General features: G+C 32.3%; 16 protein-coding genes. All 16 read right to left on the reverse strand.

All coding sequences use genetic code 11. The features are described 5' to 3' along the window. Nucleotides 1-2 precede the first annotated feature (2 nt). The 16 genes from yfmH to HMPREF2881_RS06705 all read right to left on the reverse strand — a co-directional run bounded on the left by yfmH (nucleotide 3) and on the right by HMPREF2881_RS06705 (nucleotide 22,013). On the reverse strand, nucleotides 3-1,289 hold the full coding sequence (gene yfmH, locus HMPREF2881_RS06630) for an EF-P 5-aminopentanol modification-associated protein YfmH (RefSeq protein ID WP_002448796.1): 1,287 nt from the start codon (nucleotides 1,287-1,289) through the stop codon (nucleotides 3-5). Continuing rightward, nucleotides 1,289-2,488, reverse strand: a complete 1,200-nt coding sequence (gene yfmF / locus HMPREF2881_RS06635; protein WP_369962956.1) for an EF-P 5-aminopentanol modification-associated protein YfmF — start codon at nucleotides 2,486-2,488, stop codon at nucleotides 1,289-1,291. The genes yfmH and yfmF overlap by 1 nt, the downstream gene beginning before the upstream one ends. Before the next feature lie 93 nt (nucleotides 2,489-2,581). Beyond that, nucleotides 2,582-3,298, reverse strand: coding sequence for a GntR family transcriptional regulator (locus tag HMPREF2881_RS06640; protein WP_002448813.1), 717 nt, complete (start codon nucleotides 3,296-3,298; stop codon nucleotides 2,582-2,584). A 2-nt stretch (nucleotides 3,299-3,300) separates the two neighbouring features. Continuing rightward, nucleotides 3,301-5,619, reverse strand: a complete 2,319-nt coding sequence (locus HMPREF2881_RS06645; RefSeq protein WP_371094488.1) for a DNA translocase FtsK — start codon at nucleotides 5,617-5,619, stop codon at nucleotides 3,301-3,303. Nucleotides 5,620-6,060: 441 nt separating this feature from the next. Further along, nucleotides 6,061-7,734: a ribonuclease J2 gene (rnjB, locus tag HMPREF2881_RS06650; protein ID WP_002488688.1), complete on the reverse strand. Its 1,674-nt coding sequence runs from the start codon at nucleotides 7,732-7,734 to the stop codon at nucleotides 6,061-6,063. Nucleotides 7,735-7,938: 204 nt separating this feature from the next. Continuing rightward, the gene (gene pnp / locus HMPREF2881_RS06655; protein WP_002448862.1) at nucleotides 7,939-10,035 is read right to left on the reverse strand and encodes a polyribonucleotide nucleotidyltransferase; all 2,097 of its coding nucleotides are present in this window, start codon (nucleotides 10,033-10,035) and stop codon (nucleotides 7,939-7,941) included. A gap of 135 nt (nucleotides 10,036-10,170) precedes the next feature. Then, nucleotides 10,171-10,440, reverse strand: a complete 270-nt coding sequence (gene rpsO / locus HMPREF2881_RS06660; protein WP_002448819.1) for a 30S ribosomal protein S15 — start codon at nucleotides 10,438-10,440, stop codon at nucleotides 10,171-10,173. A 110-nt stretch (nucleotides 10,441-10,550) separates the two neighbouring features. Then, nucleotides 10,551-11,522, reverse strand: a complete 972-nt coding sequence (ribF, locus tag HMPREF2881_RS06665; protein WP_002448787.1) for a riboflavin biosynthesis protein RibF — start codon at nucleotides 11,520-11,522, stop codon at nucleotides 10,551-10,553. Between the two features lie 17 nt (nucleotides 11,523-11,539). Beyond that, nucleotides 11,540-12,457 (reverse strand): tRNA pseudouridine(55) synthase TruB, encoded by a 918-nt coding sequence (gene truB, locus HMPREF2881_RS06670; protein ID WP_002488654.1) that lies wholly within the window; start codon nucleotides 12,455-12,457, stop codon nucleotides 11,540-11,542. 211 nt (nucleotides 12,458-12,668) lie between these two features. Further along, nucleotides 12,669-13,019: a 30S ribosome-binding factor RbfA gene (gene rbfA / locus HMPREF2881_RS06675; protein ID WP_002448740.1), complete on the reverse strand. Its 351-nt coding sequence runs from the start codon at nucleotides 13,017-13,019 to the stop codon at nucleotides 12,669-12,671. Between the two features lie 94 nt (nucleotides 13,020-13,113). Beyond that, complete coding sequence (infB, locus tag HMPREF2881_RS06680) at nucleotides 13,114-15,210, reverse strand: translation initiation factor IF-2 (RefSeq protein ID WP_002488708.1); 2,097 nt, start codon at nucleotides 15,208-15,210, stop codon at nucleotides 13,114-13,116. Between the two features lie 4 nt (nucleotides 15,211-15,214). Next, nucleotides 15,215-15,532: a YlxQ family RNA-binding protein gene (locus tag HMPREF2881_RS06685; protein ID WP_002448860.1), complete on the reverse strand. Its 318-nt coding sequence runs from the start codon at nucleotides 15,530-15,532 to the stop codon at nucleotides 15,215-15,217. Further along, on the reverse strand, nucleotides 15,529-15,813 hold the full coding sequence (gene rnpM, locus HMPREF2881_RS06690) for an RNase P modulator RnpM (protein ID WP_002448835.1): 285 nt from the start codon (nucleotides 15,811-15,813) through the stop codon (nucleotides 15,529-15,531). Before rnpM ends, HMPREF2881_RS06685 begins: the two co-directional genes overlap by 4 nt. Nucleotides 15,814-15,842: 29 nt before the next feature. Beyond that, nucleotides 15,843-17,069 carry a transcription termination factor NusA gene (gene nusA, locus HMPREF2881_RS06695; RefSeq protein ID WP_002488679.1) on the reverse strand — a complete coding sequence of 409 codons (1,227 nt, stop codon included), beginning with the start codon at nucleotides 17,067-17,069 and terminating at the stop codon, nucleotides 15,843-15,845. A 20-nt stretch (nucleotides 17,070-17,089) separates the two neighbouring features. Then, nucleotides 17,090-17,557, reverse strand: coding sequence for a ribosome maturation factor RimP (rimP, locus tag HMPREF2881_RS06700; protein ID WP_002488707.1), 468 nt, complete (start codon nucleotides 17,555-17,557; stop codon nucleotides 17,090-17,092). A 145-nt stretch (nucleotides 17,558-17,702) separates the two neighbouring features. Then, nucleotides 17,703-22,013 carry a PolC-type DNA polymerase III gene (locus HMPREF2881_RS06705; RefSeq protein WP_100217436.1) on the reverse strand — a complete coding sequence of 1,437 codons (4,311 nt, stop codon included), beginning with the start codon at nucleotides 22,011-22,013 and terminating at the stop codon, nucleotides 17,703-17,705. Nucleotides 22,014-22,078: the final 65 nt, after the last annotated feature.

Raw genomic sequence — 22,078 nt, forward strand, 5'->3', positions numbered from 1 at the left:
ATTTAATCTATCTCCAAACGGCTATCAACAAGACGGTCAATATTTAGATATTGTTTGGCAGTTTCATTAATACTATCTAAAGTGATATTCTCTACAATATCTAACATATCAAATACACTTACGCCCTCAAAATACAATTTTGCATATTGATTTGCAATATATTCTGGGGAATTCAAACTAGAGATAAATTCACCAATAAACTGCTTCTTCAATAATTCAAACGCTTCTGAATCTTTTAAGTTTCCTCTATATTTCTTTAATTCAGTAAGTAATCTATCCTTTAATTGATCTGGTTTATGAGTAGCACTTGTAATAATTGAGAAACTATAAGTAGGTTCAAGAACAAATTGATATCCAAATGAATCATCAATTAAATCATCATTAAGAAGAGATTGATAGAAATCTGTTTCTTCACCGAATACGAGTTCAAAAAATAAAGTCATTTCTAAATCTTTTTGAACATATTTCTCAGGTGCTTCATTCAAAGGTTCATTTTTAAATCCTAACATTAAACGTGGAGACTGTAATTTCATTTTTTCAGATACAAATGATTGAACTACTTCATTTGGTTCTTTTATTGCTCCTCTTTGGATAGAAGGTTGATTTGTTTTATGACGACGATTTTCATGTTCTTCAATAACATTACAAATACGTTTAGGGTCCACATCTCCTACGACAAATAACACCATATTAGATGGATGATAAAACGTTTCATAACATAAGTATAAATCATCTTTAGTAATACTATAAATACTCTCAACACTACCTGCAATATCTACTTTAATTGGATGATGATGATACATTGCGCGTAATGTATTGAACATAATTTTATATCCTGGTTGTTCTTGATACATTTTAATTTCTTCAGCAATAATTCCTTTTTCTTTATCTACTGTTTCTTTTGAAAAATAGGGTGTTTCTACCATATCAAGTAAACGTAGAATATTACGTTCAACTTGATCAGTTGCACTAAACAAATAACTCGTACGATCAAAACTTGTAAATGCATTGACTTGAGCATTATCATTGGCAAATGCAGTAAATAAATCTTTATCATCGTCTTTTTCAAATAACTTATGCTCTAAAAAATGTGCTACTCCATCTGGTACAGTCACATATTGATCTTTATGATGAGGTTTAAATGTATTATCCAACGAACCAAATTGAGTTGTATAGGTCACATATGTTTTTTGAAATCCTTTTTTAGGAATTACAAATAAGCGTAATCCATTATTTAGTTCATGTTTATAGACGCGTTCATCAATTAATTCATAATATTGTTCTTGCACTATGATTGACCTCCTTTCGTTAATACATATATCGTATCTAAATAGGCTTGGTTTGCCATTTTAACGACATCTTCTTTAGTCACTTTATTAATTAACTCCATGTATTCTTTATCTGATTGAGGCTGATTCAAAAGTAGTTGATTTTGCATAACTTCAATAATACCTTTAGGTCTATCTGCAATTTCTTGTCGTTGTGAAATGATAATTTTTTTAGCTAATGCTAATTTTTCTTCAGAGAATTCCCCTACTTTAAACTTCTCGAATTCTTCAATAATTGTGTTTTTTGCAGTATCGTATTTTTCAACAGATACACCACTTAATACAAATAAATAGCCATTTTTTCCATCTAATTGTGAATGAATAGAATAAGCTAGACTTTGTTTTTCACGTACTTCATTAAATAGTACTGAAGAAGGATCACCGCCAAACATAGTATTTAATACGACAAGTGCATAGTAATCTTCATTCCCATAATGAGTTGGAAAACGATAACCTAAATTTAATTTAGCTTGGTCGACGGTATCTTTTTCAATGATTGTTTCAGTAGATTGGGCGTTACAGTCAGTATTTACATTATGATTAAAGTCAAACGTAGTTGAGCTAAGACTAAATGAATTTTCTATAAGTGATGTAACTTCTTTTTTATTTACATTTCCCACTACATAAACTGAACACATGTCATTATTTATCATAGATTTATATGTATCATACAAACTTTCATTTGTAATACGCGCAATATTTTCTATTTGACCTATAGCCAAATAACGATAAGCTTCACTTTTGAACATATATTTTAATAAATTAATAAATGAATATTGCGCTTTATTGTCAATCATCGCTTCTATTTTTTTATGTAATAATGATTTTTCTTGAGTAACAAATGTAGAGTTGAATGAATTGTTCTCAACAAGTGGATTCATGATGACTTCTTTTAATAAATTTAAACCTTTTTCAAATAATGGTGTAGTATCTTTAAGATAACGTTCATTTACAATTTCTAAAGAAATAGTAATGACATGTTTATCTTTAAATTTAGAAACAAAGCTATTAATATAAGCCCCATAAAGCTCTGATAATTGTTGATTAAATGATCTATCTGTTGGCCATTTTTTTGTGGCACGAACCAATACTTTACTTAGTAATGAACGAGCAGTAATTGTTTCGTAATCAAGTGGTGCCATAAATTTAAATGTGATCATCGTTGTTTTAAATTTCTCAGTCGGAAGAATATCAATATGTATTTGATGATTAGTATGTTGTTTCAAAATAATCAATCACTCCTTTACCTGTTATTAAATTTTTGTGCGTGTTAATTTAAACTTCACTAGGCTACTTTTTATATAATTTAATGAATATAAAATAGGTTTACCCATTTCATCATAATGTACAACCTTTAATAACATTAATCCCTCATGTGGTTCAGCATTCAATATGCTAGAAATATGAGGTTCATAACTGATTGCTTCAATTTCAGTTTCAGCAGAAGCTACCTTATGACCAGTATTAAGTTCAATTGCATTAAGCATCGAACCATCACTTTCTTGATATTCGGTACAAGTTAAATGATGCTCAGCAATCTTATCTAAACAATAAATAACTGGTTGATGATTCGCAGTACGTAGTCTTTCAATAATTGTTATAGGTTGTTTATCTTCAATATCTAACATTTTTGCATCCAATAAAGAAGCGGGTTGTTGCTCTAAACTTAAATATTCTGTACTTGCTTCATATCCCGCTTTTTTAATCATTTCACTAATACTAAATAATTTATTTAAAGGATAATAAAAGGGACGTAGAGCCTTTATACTTGTTCCTTCCTCAAAATTATCAGTTAAAACTTGTTCAATAATAAGTTCTCCAATCGCTTCATAGACATCATCTGTTTTAACGTTAACTTCTCTAGCAATAGATAAATTGCTAGGAAGTTTATCACCAGGTTTCAAAGAATGATTTTTTATTTTTTTAAAAATATATTCTTTTACTTTAAAAACCGAGTTTAATTCAGTCATACTCACACCTCTTCATTCTCAAAATCTATTAAAACTTGTCTTGGTTTACTGCCTTTTTGTGGACCAATAACATTATTTCTCTCTAAATCGTCCATTAATCTTGAAGCACGATTATATCCAATTCTGAATTGTCTTTGTAAAAGCGACGTACTTGCTTTTTGTTTCTCAATTACAAAAGCGTATGCGTCATCATATAGTGTATCTTCACTTTTCATTTCTGATTTTTCTACAGGGGCGTCAGGTTCCATTTCTTTTACGTAATTTGCTTTTTGTTGTTCAACTACATAATTTACAACTTCTTGTACTTCTTGATCACTTAAAAATGCACCTTGAACACGTGTCTGTGTAGATTCACCATTACCAACATAAAGCATGTCACCTTTACCTAATAATTTCTCTGCTCCTCCAGAGCCTATGATTGTTCTAGAATCTGTTTGTGAACTTACAGCAAATGCAATCCTTGAAGGAATATTATTTTTAATAATACCCGTGATAACATCTACAGAAGGACGTTGTGTTGCTACAATTAAATGTATGCCCGCTGCACGAGCCATTTGTGTAATACGCTGTATTGCATTTTCAACTTCTTTTCCTGCTACCATCATTAAATCTGCTAATTCATCAACAATGACAACGATATAAGGAAGTTCTGATTGCTTTTCATCAAGTTCTTCATTTTGACGTCTTATAAATTGATTGTATCCTTCAATGTTTCTAGTAGACGAATGTTGAAATAAATCGTAACGACGTTCCATTTCAGCAACAATTTTCTCTAATGCCTGTGATGCTTTATGAGGATTTGTTACTACAGGTATTAATAAATGTGGAACACCATTATATACATTTAATTCTACCATTTTAGGATCAATTAACATTAATTTTACCTCGTGTGGCTTAGCATTTAATAAAATGCTCGTAATAATACCGTTAATACATACTGACTTACCACTACCTGTAGAACCAGCCACTAATAAGTGAGGTGTTTCATTCAATTCAATAGTCATTGGTTCTCCGGAAATGTCTCGTCCTAAACCGACTTCTAATTTATTTTTTGCTGGAAACTTAGATTCTAAAACTTCTTTTAGCGTAACTAAAGAAATTTTATCATTTGGAACCTCAATACCTACAGCTGAACGTCCAGGTATAGGCGCTTCAATACGAATGTCTTTCGCAGCAAGTGCTAAAGCTATATCATTATGTAAATTAACGATTTTATTTACTTTAACACCTTGAGCGGGTTGAACTTCATATTGAGTGACAGCCGGTCCAATTTTAATTTGAGTCACTTTAGCATTAACTCCAAAATTTTTCATGGTTGATTCTAATATTTGACCTTTACGTTGTACTTCAGCTCTTGAAGTTGTCGTTTGTTTTGTTGGCTGTTTAAGTAATGATAAAGGAGGAATGTGATAGGCTACATTGCCAACTTCTCCCGCTTCTATGATTGAACTATTATTCGTATCGTTATCATTAGAGACGTGTTTTATTTTATCTTTTTTCATAGAATTTGATGAAGATACATGAGTAGGTTCTTTATCTTGATGGTCTATGTCAAATTGACGTTTTTTACGTTTAGGTCGTACTTTTTCTTCTTCCGTTGCTGCATGATGACTATATATAGGAATATCTTTATGTTGTTGTTTCACTTCTGGGAAATCACTCACATCTTTAATGACTTCATCTTTCCTTTGTTGTTCTTCTAATTCTCTTTGATGTGCCAATGCTTGACGCTGTTCTTCTTTTTCACGTAATCGTTCTTCTCTTCTAATTTTATTTGCTTCTCTTTTTTCTTTTAGAGTAGATGAAGCACTCTGAGTAGAACGTTTAAAATAATCAATTGTGCTTCTCGCCACATCTCTATGATGTAATTTTAGTAATAGGATAAAACTTGATATCAGTAAAATCAAAGCCACAATGATAATCCCAGCAATAGAGATTAAAGGTACAAATAATTTTAATAAATAAAAACCTATAATACCTCCACCGAAATTTGGAAAATGAGTATGTTCATAAGATTTATAGACGTAAGACAATACCGGTTCTCTTTTCGCAACTTCTCCTTTAGAAAAATAATAAATGAGTTGAGAAACAATCAGTAATACAAATTGTAATAAAATGAGACCGAACGTACGACGAGTTTTTGGAAAATGTCTTTGCATTGCAATATAAATCGTAATTAAACTTACTAAAATATATGTAAGGTAACGACTTGCGCCAAATAAATAATTGAAAAAGCTATCAATCATTCTACCAACAAGCCCTAATTGAAATATTCCTAAAATAGATATAATCACAATTATAATAGTAATAATATACCTTATAGAACTATCTGTTTTTTGTTGCTTTTTCTTTTTAGATTGGCGTGCTTTCGTTTTCGTCTTTGAATTGGTTTTTCTAGTCGTTGTTTTTTTCTTAGTTCGTGGCAAATGTTACACCTTCTTTTATTTTTAATTATAATAATGACATTTTCAAAAATATAAAAAAATGTAAGTTATGTTTTAGAGTTAAAAGTATGAAAGAGGTTGAGACAATATATATCACATAGACTCTTAAGCCCATTTTAAAATCATTAAAAATAAATGAGTCAAATCATCTTTTAAATTTATAGAGTTCACTATAAAAGTTAGGGTAAATGTCTTATCTTTTATATACTTTCAATTTAATACATCAATGAATCTATAAATAAGAATGATAAACGTTTATATTTTTAATTATTTTATAAAAGTGATATTGTCCCGACCTCTTTATTAAATGTATGTCTCTTAAATTTCAGAAATAACTGGAATAATCATTGGGCGACGTTTTGTACTTTCAAATAAAAGCTTGCTAATTTGGTCGCGCATATTTTGTTTAATTTCAGACCACTCAATGCGTTTTTCTTGTAGTCCAGCTTCCACAATTTCTCGAACTTTATCTTCCGCTTCTTTCATTAATTCTTCACTTTCACGTACGTAAACGAATCCGCGTGATTGAATTTCAGGTCCAGCAGCTATACGTCTATTTTTAGGGTCTAATGTTACTACTGCAATAAAGATACCATCTTCTGCAAGAAGATGACGATCTCTTAACACAATATTTCCAACGTCTCCTACACCTATACCATCGATAAGAATATTACCTGAATTTACTTTTTCATTTAATACCATGTGTGAGCCATCAAAATGAATCACATCACCTTTTTCGACAAGGAAAATCTTTTCAGGTGCAACACCTGCTTCATTTGCTAATTTTGCATGAGCAATTTGCATTTTAAATTCACCTTGAACAGGAATAAAGTATTCAGGTTTCATAATATTAATCATCATTTTTAATTCTTCCATACAACCATGACTAGAGGCATGAATTTTTTTATTATTTGGAATAATATGTGCACCTGCTCGAACAAGTTCATTTAACGTATTGGCTATAATAACTTCCATATTTGCTGAAGCAGTGATGGCTAAGTAAACTGAATCGCCCTCTTCAATATTTAAAATTTTATGTTTATGTTGGGCCATTTGACTTAACGCTTCAATAGGTTCGCCTTCCATACCTGTTGCTATAATAACGACTTCATTTTTAGGATAATTTTCAACTTCATTGATTGGAAGCAATAAATCTTTAGGAATATCAAAATATCCCATTTTTCGTGCAGTATTAAATGAACTTTCAAGAGATTTTCCTAAGAAAGATACTTTACGATTTAATTTACTAGCAACATTTAATACTTGTTGAATTCTAATAAAATTCGATGCATAGCATGAAACAATTAAGCGTCCTTTTACTTTAGCAAATGCATCATAAATATGCGATTCTATGACATTTTCTGGAGTATTATAACCAGGTTTTTCTGCTTCAGTTGAATCACTAATCAAAGCAAAAACACCTTCTTCTCCGATTTCAGCCATGCGTTTCATATCAGGAGCATAATGCCCTTGTAAACTTTGGTCAAATTTAAATTCACCTGTATATACAATTGAACCGTATGAAGTATGAATACAGATACCTAAACTATCTGGAATACTATGTGATGTATTAAAGAAAGTAATATTGACGTTTTTAAATCTCATCACTGAATCATGATTCACAGTATAATATCGTACTTTTTTCTTTATATTTCTTTTTTTGATACTTTCTTTAACTAAAGCTAAAGTAAGTTTTGATCCATAAATTGGTGCATCAACTTGCTCTAAAATATAACTCACTGCACCAATTGCATGTTCATGGCCATGGCTTAAAAATATCCCTTTTAATTTATCTTTGTTTTCTACTACATATTGGATGTCAGGAATAACAATATCTACTCCTAACATCTCATCTTCAGGGAACATTAATCCCGCATCTAACATAAACATCTCATCGTCTACTTCGACGATATACATATTTTTAGCGATTTCGCCTACGCCCCCAAGTGGAATAATGCGAATATCGTCATTCTTTTTCTTTACTAAACTCAAAATGTTACCTCCTATAATTAATTCCCGTCCATATAAACTCATAATTTATTATAATTTAATTTACGAAGGATGTACACTATTAAAGTGTGTTGTAACTAAGGAGTAAAAGACCTTTAATAAAAAATATATACTTTCATAAAACCATTCTTTATATATATAAAGAAGGTTAGGACTTCATTTTGTCCTAACCTTAACTTCATCCATTTATTCATCTAAAACTTTATGAGACGCATTTACACGGCCTTGTTTATCAATTTCTGTAATTTTAACTTCAATCGTATCACCGATTTTTAAAACGTCTTCAACTTTATTTATTCTATCTTTAGAAATTTGAGAAATGTGTAATAAAGCATCTTTACCTGGGAATAATTCTACAAAAGCACCATATTTTTCAATACGCTTAACTTTTGCATGATATACTTGACCCACTTCAGCTTCGCGTGTAATTTCATTAATAATTTCTCGAGCTCTATTTATCATTTCTTGATCAACAGCGCCAATAAAGATAGTACCATCTTGTTCAATATCTAACTTAACGCCAGTTTCGTCAATAATTTCATTAATTTTTTTACCACCCGGACCAATGACATCACGAATTTTTTCAGGTTTGATATGCATAATTTCTACCTTAGGTGCATATGCACTTAATTCACTACGTGGTTGATCGATTGTTTGTAACATATGATCCATAATAGCTAAACGACCTTGACGAGCTTGTTCAAGAGCTTCTTCAATCACTTCACGTGTTAAACCATCAATTTTGATATCCATTTGAATCGCAGTAATACCCTCTTTAGTTCCAGCAACTTTGAAGTCCATATCACCTAAGGCATCTTCCATACCTTGAATATCAGTTAAAATTGTATAACTGTCTTCACGAGTGACAAGACCCATAGCAATACCGGCTACTGGAGCTTTAATAGGTACACCAGCATCCATTAACGCTAATGTTGATCCACAAATTGAAGCTTGTGAAGATGAGCCATTTGACTCTAATACTTCACTCACAATACGAATTGTGTATGGAAACTCTGTAGTGTCAGGAATGATATATCTAAGCGCTCTTTCACCTAGTGCACCGTGACCAATTTCACGACGACCTGGCGCTCTTACTGGACCCGTTTCACCTACTGAGAAATTAGGAAAATTATAGTGGTGCATAAAACGTTTTTCAATTTCAGGTCCTAATCCATCAATAAGTTGATAGTCTCCTAATGCTCCTAAAGTAAGTACAGATAATGCTTGAGTTTGTCCACGGGTAAACAATCCAGAACCATGTGCACGTGGTAATAAACCAACTTCTGATTCAAGCGGACGAATTTCATCTGGTTTACGTCCATCAGGTCTAATTTTTTCATCTGCAATTAATCGACGAACTTCTTCTTTTACTAAATCATTTAAGATTGCATATACTTCATCGATAAGCAACTCATTTTCTGGGTCCGCTTCGTCTACAAATTCAGTAGCGATTTCTGCTTTAAGTGCATCTAAATTTTCATCACGTTGTTGTTTGTCAAATGTTAGTACAGTTTCTTTTAATCCTTTTTCTTCCGTTAAAGATTTTACTCGTTGTACTAATTCTTCATCACGTTCAACGGGAATAAATTCTTTTTTTACAGGTTGAATATGCTCAACAACTTCTTCTTGGAAAGCAACTAAGCGTTTTATCTCTTCATGACCAAAGAAAATCGCTTCAAGCATTTCTTGTTCTGTAATTTCACTCGCACCTGCTTCAACCATATTTACAGCATCTTTATGACCAGCAACTTCTAAATCTAAACGAGATACTTCTTTTTGTTCAAGTGTTGGATTAATCACGTATGTTCCATCAATATATCCTACATTAACACCGGCAATTGGTCCTTGGAATGGAATATCAGACACGCTCAATGCCATTGACGATCCAATCATTGCTGCCATTTCTGGGGAGCAGTCTGGGTCCGCACTTAATACAGTATTCATAATTTGAACGTCATGTCGATAACCTTTAGGGAATAATGGTCTAATTGGTCTATCAATTAAACGTGCAGTAAGTGTCGCTTCATCTCCAGGACGACCTTCGCGTTTTTTAAATCCACCTGGAATTTTACCAGCCGCATACATTTTTTCTTCATAGTTAACTGTTAAGGGGAAAAAATCACCATCACGTGGCTCTTTAGAAGCAACTGCTGTAGATAATACAACAGTATCACCATAACGTACTAAAACTGCACCATTAGCTTGTTTCGCTAATTGACCTGTCTCAATCGTTAACGATCTTCCAGCCCATTCGGTTTTGAACACTTTCTTTTCTTGAGACATTATGAATCTCCTCTCTGAAATCTAATACTTACATCATATCATTTATTTATATATTTTTATATTAGTGTTTATGATAAAAATACAAAAAAGGAAAGTACCAATCTAAATGGTGCTTTCCCTTCAATATATTTAAAATTAACGACGAATACCTAATGATTTAATTAATTCACGGTAACGTTGAATATCTTTACTACGTAAGTAGTTTAATAAATGTCTACGACGACCAACCATTTTTAATAATCCACGGCGTGAATGGTGATCTTTTTTGTGTTCACGTAAGTGTTCATTTAATGCAGTGATTTCTGCAGTTAAAACAGCGATTTGTACTTCTGGTGAACCAGTATCTGTTTCGTGTACACGATATTCTTTAATAATTTCATTTTTACGTTCTTGAGTAATAGCCATAATTAAATTCCTCCTAATTTTTGTTTACACCTTAATCTGAGCAAGGCGTCGGAGTTTCAACCTGCCAAGATAAAGGATTCAATAGTAATAAGTTTTTTAAAAACTCAACTTTAAATATTATACGATACATCATCACCAAAATCAACTGCTAAAAGATATTTTGCACGTTCTTTATCATCATTCATTTGACTGACTAAAGCATCTATACCATCAAATTTTACCTCTGGTCTTAAATAATGGTGCCAATATACGATTACACGTTCTCCATAAATATTTTCTTCAAAATCAAAAATATTCACCTCTATCACCACTTCTGCTTTAGATGGATCGTGGAATGTCGGCTTAACACCTACGTTAGCTACCCCACGATATATTTTGTGTTCGGCACCTATTTCAATACTTACCGCATATACCCCTTTTTTAGGAAGTACATAATCATCGCTAGGTTGGACATTAGCTGTTGGAAAACCGATTGTTCGACCTCTTTTTTCTCCTTGAACAACTGTACCTTTAATTCGATATAAATAACCTAATTCATCATTAGCTTTTTGTAGATTGCCTTCATGTAACGCTTGTCTAATTGATGTTGTTGAAATTTTTTCAGAATCTAAATCTAATTTACCGACTATTGTAGTATTAAATTCATCTATTTCATTTAACACGGCCATATTTCCTTTACCAAATTTACCAAATGTAAAATCAAATCCTGCAACAACTTCTTTAACATGATTATTAATAATATAGTCTTTGATAAACTCTTCAGCTGTGACGTTAGCAAAACGTGATGAGAAATTGATAACAATACAATAATCAATATCATGCTGTTCTATCATTTCTAATTTATCAGATAGTGGCGTTAAGTAATCTGTACGTTTACGTTCAGGATTTAATACTACTGATGGATGCGGATCAAATGTTGTTACTGCCTTTTTTAAATTTTTTTCTTTTGCACGTATATCTAATGCTTCAAATACTTTACTGTGACCACGATGCATACCGTCAAAAAAACCAAATGCCATTGCAACATCTTCTTTTATGAGTTGTTCATTTTGTATTGGATGTGTTATTTCTATCACTTTCATATCAATCAAAGGCTCCTTTAATTAAATACTTTTTTAGGCTTTATTTCGTTAATTTTGTCAGGATGATGTTCATAAATGGCTAATGCTTTTTCACTTATCTTATCAATAAACACAAATTGCTTTTCTAATGATAGAGTAAAATCTTTTTTTAGGAGTTTTTGACCATTTAAGATTCTATACTTTAAAGTGTCATCATCAATGACTACATGTTGTAAACTTTTCAAACCATATTCTATAGGAAATAGATAATGTTGTAATGTTTCATGCTCATGTAATTCAGAAATTTTTTCAAGTGATAAACTCTCATTTATATTAAATCCACCCGAATTTATACGAGTTAACAACGACATATGAGCAGGATAACCTAAAGCTTTGCCAATATCTGTTGCTAACGTTCTGATATAGGTACCTTTTCCACACGTTACTTTTATATCAAAATGACATGTTTGTTCTATAAATGTTAAATCAGATATTCGTTCAATTTCATCAATTTTAACTTGTCGTTTTGGCCGTTCAATAGTTTCTCCTTTTCTAGCATATTCATATAATTTTTTTCCATTTACTTTTACAGAGGAATACATTGGAGGAAGCTGCTCTATTACTCCTTTAAATTCTTCTAAAACACGATCAACTTCTATAGAAGTAATCGTATTCGCCGCTATATTTACTTTTTCTATTACTTCTCCAGTTTGATCTTCAGTTGTCGTACTTTCACCTAATGTAATGGTTGCTTGATAAGATTTCCCCATATCCATGACATAGTCGCTCACTCTTGTTGCTGTCCCTATACAGATAGGTAGTACACCTGAAACTTCAGGATCTAATGTTCCAGTATGACCTATCTTTTTAGTTTTTAAGATTTTTCTAAGTTTAAATACAACATCATGACTGGTTAAACCACGCTCTTTATACACTGGTAATATACCGTTGTACATTTTTTCACACCCTTTAGTTTATTATGTCTCACTATGTATTATTAAATCATCTAATGTCTTATCAATGTTTTACCAGTATTAATCATATAAAAAGGAGTAGGACTGAATTCATGTAAATGTTATCGTCCTACCCCCATTATATGTTACATCTAAATTTCTTTTTCTGAAGTTATTTGATTGAATGTCACTGATTAATAACAATGATAAAGTATTATTTATCTTGTTTGTGTAAATCTTGAATCATTTTTTCAATTTTATTACCGTATTCAATTGATTCATCATATTCAAAGAATAACTCTGGTACTATACGTAATCTCATTCTTGAACCTAGCTCAGATTTAATGAATCCTTTTGCTTTATCTAAAGCTTTAAACGTATCATTAACTTCCTTTTTATTGCCAAGCACTGTTAAAAAAACTTTGGCTTGTGATAAATCATTTGTTAATTCAACGTCAGTAATAGTAATAAATCCTACTCTTGGATCTTTAACTTTATTATTAATGATATCCATAACTTCTTTTTTCATTTGTTCGCCAACACGTTCAGCTCTCATATTACTCATAGATATGTCACCTCTTTATTATTTAACATATATTTAGAAAAGAAGGCTAAAGTGGCTACCTATATCATATACACTTCAGCTCTTTACAAATGAGTTATCTTTCAATTTCTACCATTTCGAATGCTTCAATAATGTCACCTTCTTTAATGTCATTAAAGTTTGCAATTGTAATACCACATTCGTAACCTTGTGATACTTCTTTAGCGTCATCTTTAAAACGTTTTAACGTATCAAGTTCACCTTCGAATTGAACGATACCATCACGAATGACACGTACGCCTGCGTTACGAGTGATTTTACCTTCAGTTACGTAACTACCGGCAATTGTTCCAACTTTTGAAACTTTGAATGTTTGACGTACTTCAGCTTGTCCGATAACTTGTTCTTCAAATTCAGGATCTAATAAACCTTTCATCGCTGATTCAATTTCTTCTATAACATTATAGATGACTCTATGAAGACGCATATCAACATTTTCAGCTTCTGCTGCACGTTTCGCACCTGCATCAGGACGTACGTTAAATCCAACAATAATACCATTTGAGGCATTAGCTAATGTAACATCTGATTCATTGATTGCCCCTACAGCTGTATGAATAATACGAACATTTACGCCTTCAACATCAATTTTCATAAGAGATGCAGCTAAAGCTTCTACAGAACCTTGTACATCGCCTTTAATAATGACATTAAGATCTTTCATTTCGCCTTGTTTCATTTGTTCGAATAAATTGTCTAATGAAACATTTTTGCTTTCTTGACGTTGTTGAATCACATTTGCTTCATGACGAGCTTCACCAATACGACGCGCTTGTTTTTCATCTTTGAAAATAACGAAGCGGTCACCTGCTTGAGGTACATCGTTAATACCAGTAATTTCAACCGGTGTAGAAGGCCCAGCTGTTTTGATTCTTTGACCCAAATCATTTACCATAGCTCTTACGCGACCATACGTATTACCAACTACAATTGAATCACCTACATGCAACGTACCATTTTGAACTAATAATGACGCAGCTGGTCCACGTGATTTATCTAATTCTGCTTCAATAACAGTACCTACTGCTTGCTTATCAGGATTAGCTTTTAATTCTTGTACTTCGGCAACTAAACCAATCATTTCTAATAAGTCATCAATACCATCACCATTTAATGCTGAAAGTGGTACAAAGATTGTGTCGCCACCCCAATCTTCTGGAATTAAACCATATTCAGTTAACTCTTGCATCACTCGGTCTGGATTTGCAGTTGGTTTATCAACTTTGTTGACCGCAACAATTGTTGGTACATCCGCTTCTTTAGCATGGTTAATTGCTTCAATTGTTTGAGGCATAACGCCATCATCTGCTGCTACTACTAAAATAGTGATATCTGTTACTTGAGCACCACGTGCACGCATTGTTGTGAAAGCTGCATGTCCAGGTGTATCTAAGAAAGTAATTTTTTTACCATTATTTTCAATTTGATATGCGCCAATGTGTTGTGTGATACCGCCTGCTTCTCCTGCTGTTACTTTAGTATTTCTAATTGAGTCTAGTAATGTTGTTTTACCATGGTCAACGTGTCCCATAATTGTTACAACTGCTGGTCGTTCAATTGCATCTGGGTCGTCTTCTTCATCATCAAAATAAGTTGTTAGGTCTTCTTCATTAACAACAACTTCTTTTTCAATTTCAACACCATAATCATCTGCGATAAGTTCTAATGTTTCTTCATCTAATGATTGGTTAATGTTAGCAACAATACCTAATAAAAATAATTTTTTAATAATGTCAGATGATTCGATATTTAATTTATCAGCAAGTTCTCCTACTGTAATACCTTCCTCGTACGTGATTTTTGAAGGCATTTCTTTGGGTTCAGCAGCAGGTTTGTTATTCTTACCTTTTTTATTATTTTTGTTGTTTTTATTGTTTTTGCTATTTTTATTGTTTTTTTTCTTTGAATTAGATTTGTTTTGATTATTATCTTTTTTATTTTGCTGTTTTTGGTGATTATTTTGAGTGTTTTGTTTTTTATTTTCTTCATTTTTTGATGATTTGAACTTTTTATTAAGCATCTTAATTTGGTCATCTTCTAATGCTTGCATGTGATTGGATACTTCAACGTCCATTTTCTTTAACTCATCTATAATCTCTTTACTTTTAACATTTACTTCTTTCGCATATTCGTAAATTCTCTTTTTACTCATATAATCACTCCTTACAATATTCATCAATCATCGACATAAGTTTTTTGGCAAAACCTGAATCTGTTACGCCAACATTTACACGTTCTTCTTTGCCTAATGATTGTCCTAATTCTACTCTCGTACCGAAAACTCTAAATGGAACATGATATGTGTCACATTTATTCTTTATATTCTTTTTAGCGTTATCTGAAGCATCAGTAGATAAAATCACAAGCTTAATATTACGTTTTTTTATTTCTGATATGAGTACTGATTCTCCAACTTTAACTTTTCTAGCTCTCATCGCTAAGCCTAAAAAATTAAATATCTGTTCTTTTGTCATTTAGGAATCTCTTCTCTATAAATTAATCGAATTACTTCTTTATATACAGGATCTAATTTTTCAGGACTTTCATTAAAATATTTCTCGAGTACACCATTTTTTTGAGCATCTTCTACGCTTTTAACATCTTTTGAAACATATGCACCTCTACCTTGTTGTTTTCCAGTACCATCAGCGAAAATTTCGCCTTCTTTATTAATTACTACTCGAATCATGTCTTTTTTAGGACGCATTTCATTCGTGATGATGCATTTGCGCATTGGAATTTTCTTCTTCTTCATTTACTACTCACCCCACATGCTTAAACGTATTAATGTTCTTCTTTATTATCTGAAGCGTCTTGTGCTTCATTTGAAGTTTCATCAACTTCCGCTGATAATTCAGCTGTTGTTAAGTTTGTTTCTTCTAAATTGATGTCATCAATTTCAATATCTTTATCTTCAGAAAATACTATTTCATCAGCTTTTTCTTCAGATTCAATTATAGGATAAATTCCTGCTTCGCGAGCATCTGTTTCAGATTTAATATCAATTTTCCATCCTGTCAGTTTGGCAGCTAAGCGCGCATTTTGTCCTCGTTTACCAATAGCTAATGATAATTGATAATCAGGTACTACCACTACAGTAGATTGGTTATCTTCATCAACAATAACTTCTAAAACTTGTGATGGGCTTAAAGCATTACGTACAAAAACGTTTGGATCTTCATCCCATTGAACAATATCGATTTTTTCCCCACCTAATTCTTCAACAACCGCTTCAACACGTGAACCTTTTGCACCTACACAAGCTCCCACTGCATCTATATCTGGATTTTCAGAGTATACACTAATTTTAGAACGATCTCCTGCTTCACGTGCAACTGATTTCACAATAACAGTTCCATCATAAATTTCTGGGACTTCTTGTTCAAATAAACGTTTTAATAAACCCGGATGACTTCTTGACACATAAATTTGTGGACCTTTTGTTGTTGGCTCTACTTTATTAACATAGACTTTAATTCTTTCATTTGGAACGTATGTCTCATTAGGACTTCTTTCAGCTTCAGATAAAACCGCTTCGATTCTACCTAAATTAACATACACATATCGATGATCAACACGATCAATCACACCTGTTAAAATATCTTCTTCTTTATCAATAAACTCAGAGTATAAAATTTCTCTTTCAGCATCTCTTAGACGTTGCATTACTGCTTGTTTAGCAGCCTGTGCACCAACACGACCAAAGTCTTTAGGTGTGACATCTTCTTCGTAAATATCACCTATTTCATAAGCAGGATTTTTAACTAAAGCAGTGCTTAAATCAACTTCTTCACGATCATCAAATACTTCTTCTACAACTTCTTTACGTGCGATGACTTTAAATGTGCCTTCATCCATATTTAATTCTACACGAACGTTTCTAGCACTATCATAATTTTTCTTATATGCAGTAATTAAAGCTGCTTCAATTGCATCAATCAAAACTTCTTTTGGAATTTTCTTTTCCTTTTCTAAGTATTCAGTTGCTAATAATAATTCATTACTTGCCACAATTATTCCTCCTCATCACGTTAAATCATTACAGCGTGACGTGCTTTTGCAATTTTATTTCTTGGTAACTCAATTGTTTTTTTCTTTGATTTTTCTTTAACTTCCATAGTTATTGTGTCATCATCGACAGACTTCAGAATACCTAACCATTCTTTATCACCTTCAATTGGCGCATAAAGAGATACAAATACAGGTTGCTCTATCGCATTTTGATAATCTTTTTCTTTTTTTAGTGGACGTTCAGCTCCAGGTGAAGCTACATCAAGATAATACATTTCAGGAATAGGATCATTTTGATCCATTGCTTCACTTATTTTTTCAGAAGCAAGCGTACAATCATTTAAATCTACGCCACCTTCTTTATCAATAGAGATTCTCAAAAAACGATCTTTGCCTTCTTTTGCATATTCAACATCAACTAATTCAAAGTTTAAATCATCTAAAATGGGAGTAATGATAGTTTCTACTTCTTCAGTAATTTTACTCATACAGGCCTCCTTTTTTGGCAAATAGAAAAGAGCGGGTATATGCCCACTCTTTCTGCCTGAGTCTAAATTTTTACACAAATTAATTATAACATACTTTATATGCTTAAACAAATGAAGCTACTATTAATACATCTAAGTTCTCCATTTACATATCAAAAATGGACAACTGTGCTTTATCTGGTAAATCTGGTAATGAACCTAAATCATCAAGGTATTCAATAATTTTTTGAGATAAACCTGCTTTTTTATTAAGGTCTTCTTTGGATAAAAACGGCCCGTCTTCACGTGCCTCAACAATACGTTTAGCTACATTTTCCCCTAATCCTGGCACAGCAATAAATGGTGGGATCAATGTATCATCTTCAATAATAAAATCAAAAGCTTGACTTTTTTCTAAGCTAATCGGCTGCATTTTAAACCCACGATGTGCCATTTCATTCATTATTTCTAATACTGTTAATACATCTTTTTCTTTTTTTCCTAAATCCATATAACGAGAATACATATCTTTAACTGTGTTCTTAATACTTTCTTTATCTTTAATCATTGTAATTAAATCAAAGTCTGATGCACGAATTGTAAAATATGCTGCATAATAGTATAACGGATGATGCACTTTAAAGTATGCAATACGTACAGCCATAAGTACGTAAGCAGCTGCGTGAGCTTTAGGGAACATGTATTTAATTTTTAAGCATGAATCTAAATACCAATCAGGTACATCATTCGCTTTCATCGCATTTATCATTTCATCCGTAAGTCCTTTACCTTTACGCACAGACTCCATTGTTTTGAAAGCCATTGAAGGTTCAAGTCCAGCATACATAAGATATACCATAATATCGTCACGACAACCAATTACACTGGATAAATCGCAGATGCCTGAGCGAATTAACTCTTGCGCATTACCAAGCCACACATCGGTACCATGTGATAATCCTGAAATTTGTACAAGTTCAGAAAATGTTGTTGGCTTAGTATCTTCTAACATTTGACGAACAAAACCTGTACCAAATTCAGGTACACCAAATGTGCCTGTCTTACATAAAATATCCTCTTCTGTTACACCTAAAGAGGCCGGACTACTAAATATTTGCATTGTCTCCTTATCATCAACAGGAATCGTTTTAGGATCGATACCCGATAAATCTTGTAACATACGTATCATTGTAGGATCATCGTGTCCAAGTATATCAAGTTTTAACACATTATCATGAATCGAGTGGAAATCAAAGTGTGTTGTCATCCAAGGTGCACTTTGATCATCTGCTGGATATTGTATCGGTGTAAAATCGTAAATATCCATATAATCAGGAACTACAATAATTCCTCCTGGATGCTGTCCAGTTGTACGTTTAACACCTGTACATCCTTTGACAAGTCTATCGATTTCCGCACCACGTTTATGAATACCTTGGTCATTTAGATATCCTTTAACGAAACCAAATGCCGTTTTTTCAGCCACTGTACCAATTGTACCTGCTCGGAATACTTTATCTTCTCCAAAAAGTACTTTCGTATAGTTATGGGCATGCGGTTGATATTCACCACTAAAGTTCAAGTCAATATCTGGCACTTTATCTCCTTTAAATCCTAAGAAAGTCTCAAATGGAATATCTTGACCTTCTTTAATTAATTCGCCACCACATGTTTCACACGTTTTATCAGGTAAGTCGAAGCCAGAACCTACCGATCCATCATCAAAAAATTCACTCGTCTTACAATGTGGACATATATAGTGTGGAGGGAGCGGATTTACTTCTGTAATCTCTGTCATTGTTGCAACAAAGCTCGAACCTACAGAACCACGTGACCCTACCAAATATCCATCATCTAATGATTTTTTAACTAACCGTTGTGATATGAGATAGATAACTGAAAAGCCATTGCCAATAATACTATCTAATTCTTTTTCGAGACGATCAATTACAATTTGCGGTAAGTCATCACCATACAATTTTTTTGCATTTGTATAGCTTAATTCACGTATTTCTTCATTAGCGCCCTCCATACGTGGTGTAAATAATTGATCTTTAATTGGAATTACTTTCTCAATTCGGTCTGCTAATTCATTCGTATTTTTAACAACAATATCATAGGCTTTATCTTCTCCTAAGAAATGAAATTCATCTAACATTTCATCTGTTGTTCTAAAATGTGCTTCTGGAAGTGTGGAACGATTTAATGGATTACCTGGTTGTGATGCAATTAAAATTTTACGAGCAATAGCATCATGCTCAAATAGGTAATGAGCATTACCAGTAGCTATCACAGGTATTCCTGTACTTTCTCCCGCTTTTAAAATACGATCATATATTTCATACAATGTTTCAGTATCACGAATTAATTCACGATCGATTAAATCTTGATAAAGTTTAGGTGGTTGTACTTCTATAAAATCATAATACTTTGCTATTTTTTCAACTTCAGATTGATCACGTTGCATCACAGCTGTAAATAATTCCCCTTCATCACAAGCTGTACCAACTAAAATGCCTTCTCGATATTCATTTAATAATGATCGTGGAATTCTAGGTGTTCTATAATAATATTTTACTAAAGAAGCACTTACGATTTTAAATAAATTCTTAAGTCCATCTTGATTTTGAACTATGAGTGTGACATGGGTTGGTCGTGCACGTTTATAGGCATCTTCATTTGATAATTTTTTATTAATATCTTTATGATTAGCCACACCTAATTCTTTCATTTGTTGAACCATTTTAATGAAAATATAAGCTGTTGTTTCAGTATCATAAATCGCTCTATGGTGTTGAGTGAGTTCAACGCCATATTTTTTAGCTAAGAAATTTAACCCATGTTTACCATATTCAGTGTTAATAGTACGTGATAATTCAAGGGTATCAATCACTCCATTAGTTGATGGACCAAAACCTAATCGTTCGTACCCTGTATCAATAAAGCCCATATCGAATGAAGCATTATGCGCTACAAAAATCGCATCTCCTACCCATTCCTTAAATTCTGTTAGTACTTCTTCAATTTCTGGTGCATCCACTAGCATGTCATCTGTAATGTGTGTCAGATTAATTATTGTTTCTGATAATTTTTCATGTGGATTACTAAATCTTTCAAATTTATCTATAATTTCGCCATCTTTAACTTTGACAGCAGCAAGTTCAATAATTTGATCATATTGATTAGATAAACCTGTTGTTTCGACGTCAAACACTACATATGTCGCATCTTTTAAATTTCTATCGGTAGGTTTATAGGCAATAGGCACGCCATCGTCGACTAACATGCCTTCCATCCCGTAAATCATTTTAATTCCATTTTTTTCCGCTGCACTATGAGCATCAGGAAAAGCTTGAACCACATTATGATCAGTAACAGCTATTGCTTTATGTCCCCATGCTGCAGCCTGATTAACATATGCGCTGATGTTTGGAATACCATCCATTTGACTCATTGATGAATGTAAATGAAATTCGACACGTTTCTCTTCTGCTTTATCTTGTTTAGGTGTCTTTTTGATTTCTTCAATATCTGACATCATCATGACTAAATCACGGACAAATGTATCTTCTTCTATACGACCTTGTGCACGCACCCATTTACCTACACTTAAGGCTTTAAAGTGATTTAAATCATCCTTATTTTTTCTAGTAAACATTTTTAATACTAAAGAATCTGTATAGTCTGTCACTTTAAGTTCAACGATGTGACGTCCACTTTTTAGTTCTTTAATATTAATATCAAAGATAACTCCTTCAATGGCTACTTTAAATTCTTCTTCAATAATTGTTTCAATAGGTTTAATATTTTCAACGTGAATTGGCTTTCCTATTTGACATTTTTCAACACTACTACCGTTATTATCTTGTTGTTTTGCTTTTTCAGCTTTTATTTTTTCAATTTTTTCTGTAGCTTCTTTAGCACTTTGTTGATCTTCTTCTTGAATATGTGCCTCTAATGAAGCAAGATCTTCATCTCTATTCGAATCGTCAGTTTCAAATATTACTTTATCTATATCAAAGCCACATTTTTGAAATGCTTTTACTAAACTACCATTACATACTTTATCAAAATGATTTCTTTCAATATCATTTGAAGTCATTATTTTTAAAACATTGCCTGACATAATTAAACGTTTTTGTTTAAGTTGACCCTTCACTTTTGGTGATAAAGCTGTGTGTTCAATACAATGTCCAAAATATTTAATCACATGTTCATCTTGATTCGATGTATTTTGAATTGTAAAATGCCAGTCCACATGTGCAATATCTTTAAACTCTTCTTTAATTGCATGAGTAAAGATTAAATAATCTTCATTTGAAAGAAAATAAGGTAACGTAATCTGAAATTCCCAACTTCTATTTTTATTTGATACATCTATTCGTGTGAGTTCACCTTTTTCAAGTATTTCTTTATCCAATTGATTTGAAATCTTAATTTGATCGGCAAGTACTCTAAATTTTTCCTGACTTGTCATTGCCACAAAGAATAACCACCTTATTTCGAACTTATCATTTACTTTAAAAAACTTGATTTATATTA

Source organism: Staphylococcus sp. HMSC057A08, assembly GCF_001812925.1.
Classification (GTDB): Bacteria; Bacillota; Bacilli; order Staphylococcales; family Staphylococcaceae; genus Staphylococcus; species Staphylococcus hominis.

What these genes read in the sequence shown, in the direction of transcription:
- yfmF (WP_369962956.1), bottom strand. Translation starts at nt 2,488, where the DNA reads ATGATCACATTTAAATTTATGGCACCACTTGATTACGAAACAATTACT.
- truB (WP_002488654.1), bottom strand. Translation starts at nt 12,457, where the DNA reads ATGTACAACGGTATATTACCAGTGTATAAAGAGCGTGGTTTAACCAGT.
- infB (WP_002488708.1), bottom strand. Translation starts at nt 15,210, where the DNA reads ATGAGTAAAAAGAGAATTTACGAATATGCGAAAGAAGTAAATGTTAAA.
- HMPREF2881_RS06705 (WP_100217436.1), bottom strand. Translation starts at nt 22,013, where the DNA reads ATGACAAGTCAGGAAAAATTTAGAGTACTTGCCGATCAAATTAAGATT.
- rbfA (WP_002448740.1), bottom strand. Translation starts at nt 13,019, where the DNA reads ATGAGTAATATGAGAGCTGAACGTGTTGGCGAACAAATGAAAAAAGAA.
- rimP (WP_002488707.1), bottom strand. Translation starts at nt 17,557, where the DNA reads ATGAGTAAAATTACTGAAGAAGTAGAAACTATCATTACTCCCATTTTA.
- HMPREF2881_RS06685 (WP_002448860.1), bottom strand. Translation starts at nt 15,532, where the DNA reads ATGACAAAAGAACAGATATTTAATTTTTTAGGCTTAGCGATGAGAGCT.
- rnpM (WP_002448835.1), bottom strand. Translation starts at nt 15,813, where the DNA reads ATGAAGAAGAAGAAAATTCCAATGCGCAAATGCATCATCACGAATGAA.
- HMPREF2881_RS06640 (WP_002448813.1), bottom strand. Translation starts at nt 3,298, where the DNA reads ATGACTGAATTAAACTCGGTTTTTAAAGTAAAAGAATATATTTTTAAA.
- ribF (WP_002448787.1), bottom strand. Translation starts at nt 11,522, where the DNA reads ATGAAAGTGATAGAAATAACACATCCAATACAAAATGAACAACTCATA.
- pnp (WP_002448862.1), bottom strand. Translation starts at nt 10,035, where the DNA reads ATGTCTCAAGAAAAGAAAGTGTTCAAAACCGAATGGGCTGGAAGATCG.
- rpsO (WP_002448819.1), bottom strand. Translation starts at nt 10,440, where the DNA reads ATGGCTATTACTCAAGAACGTAAAAATGAAATTATTAAAGAATATCGT.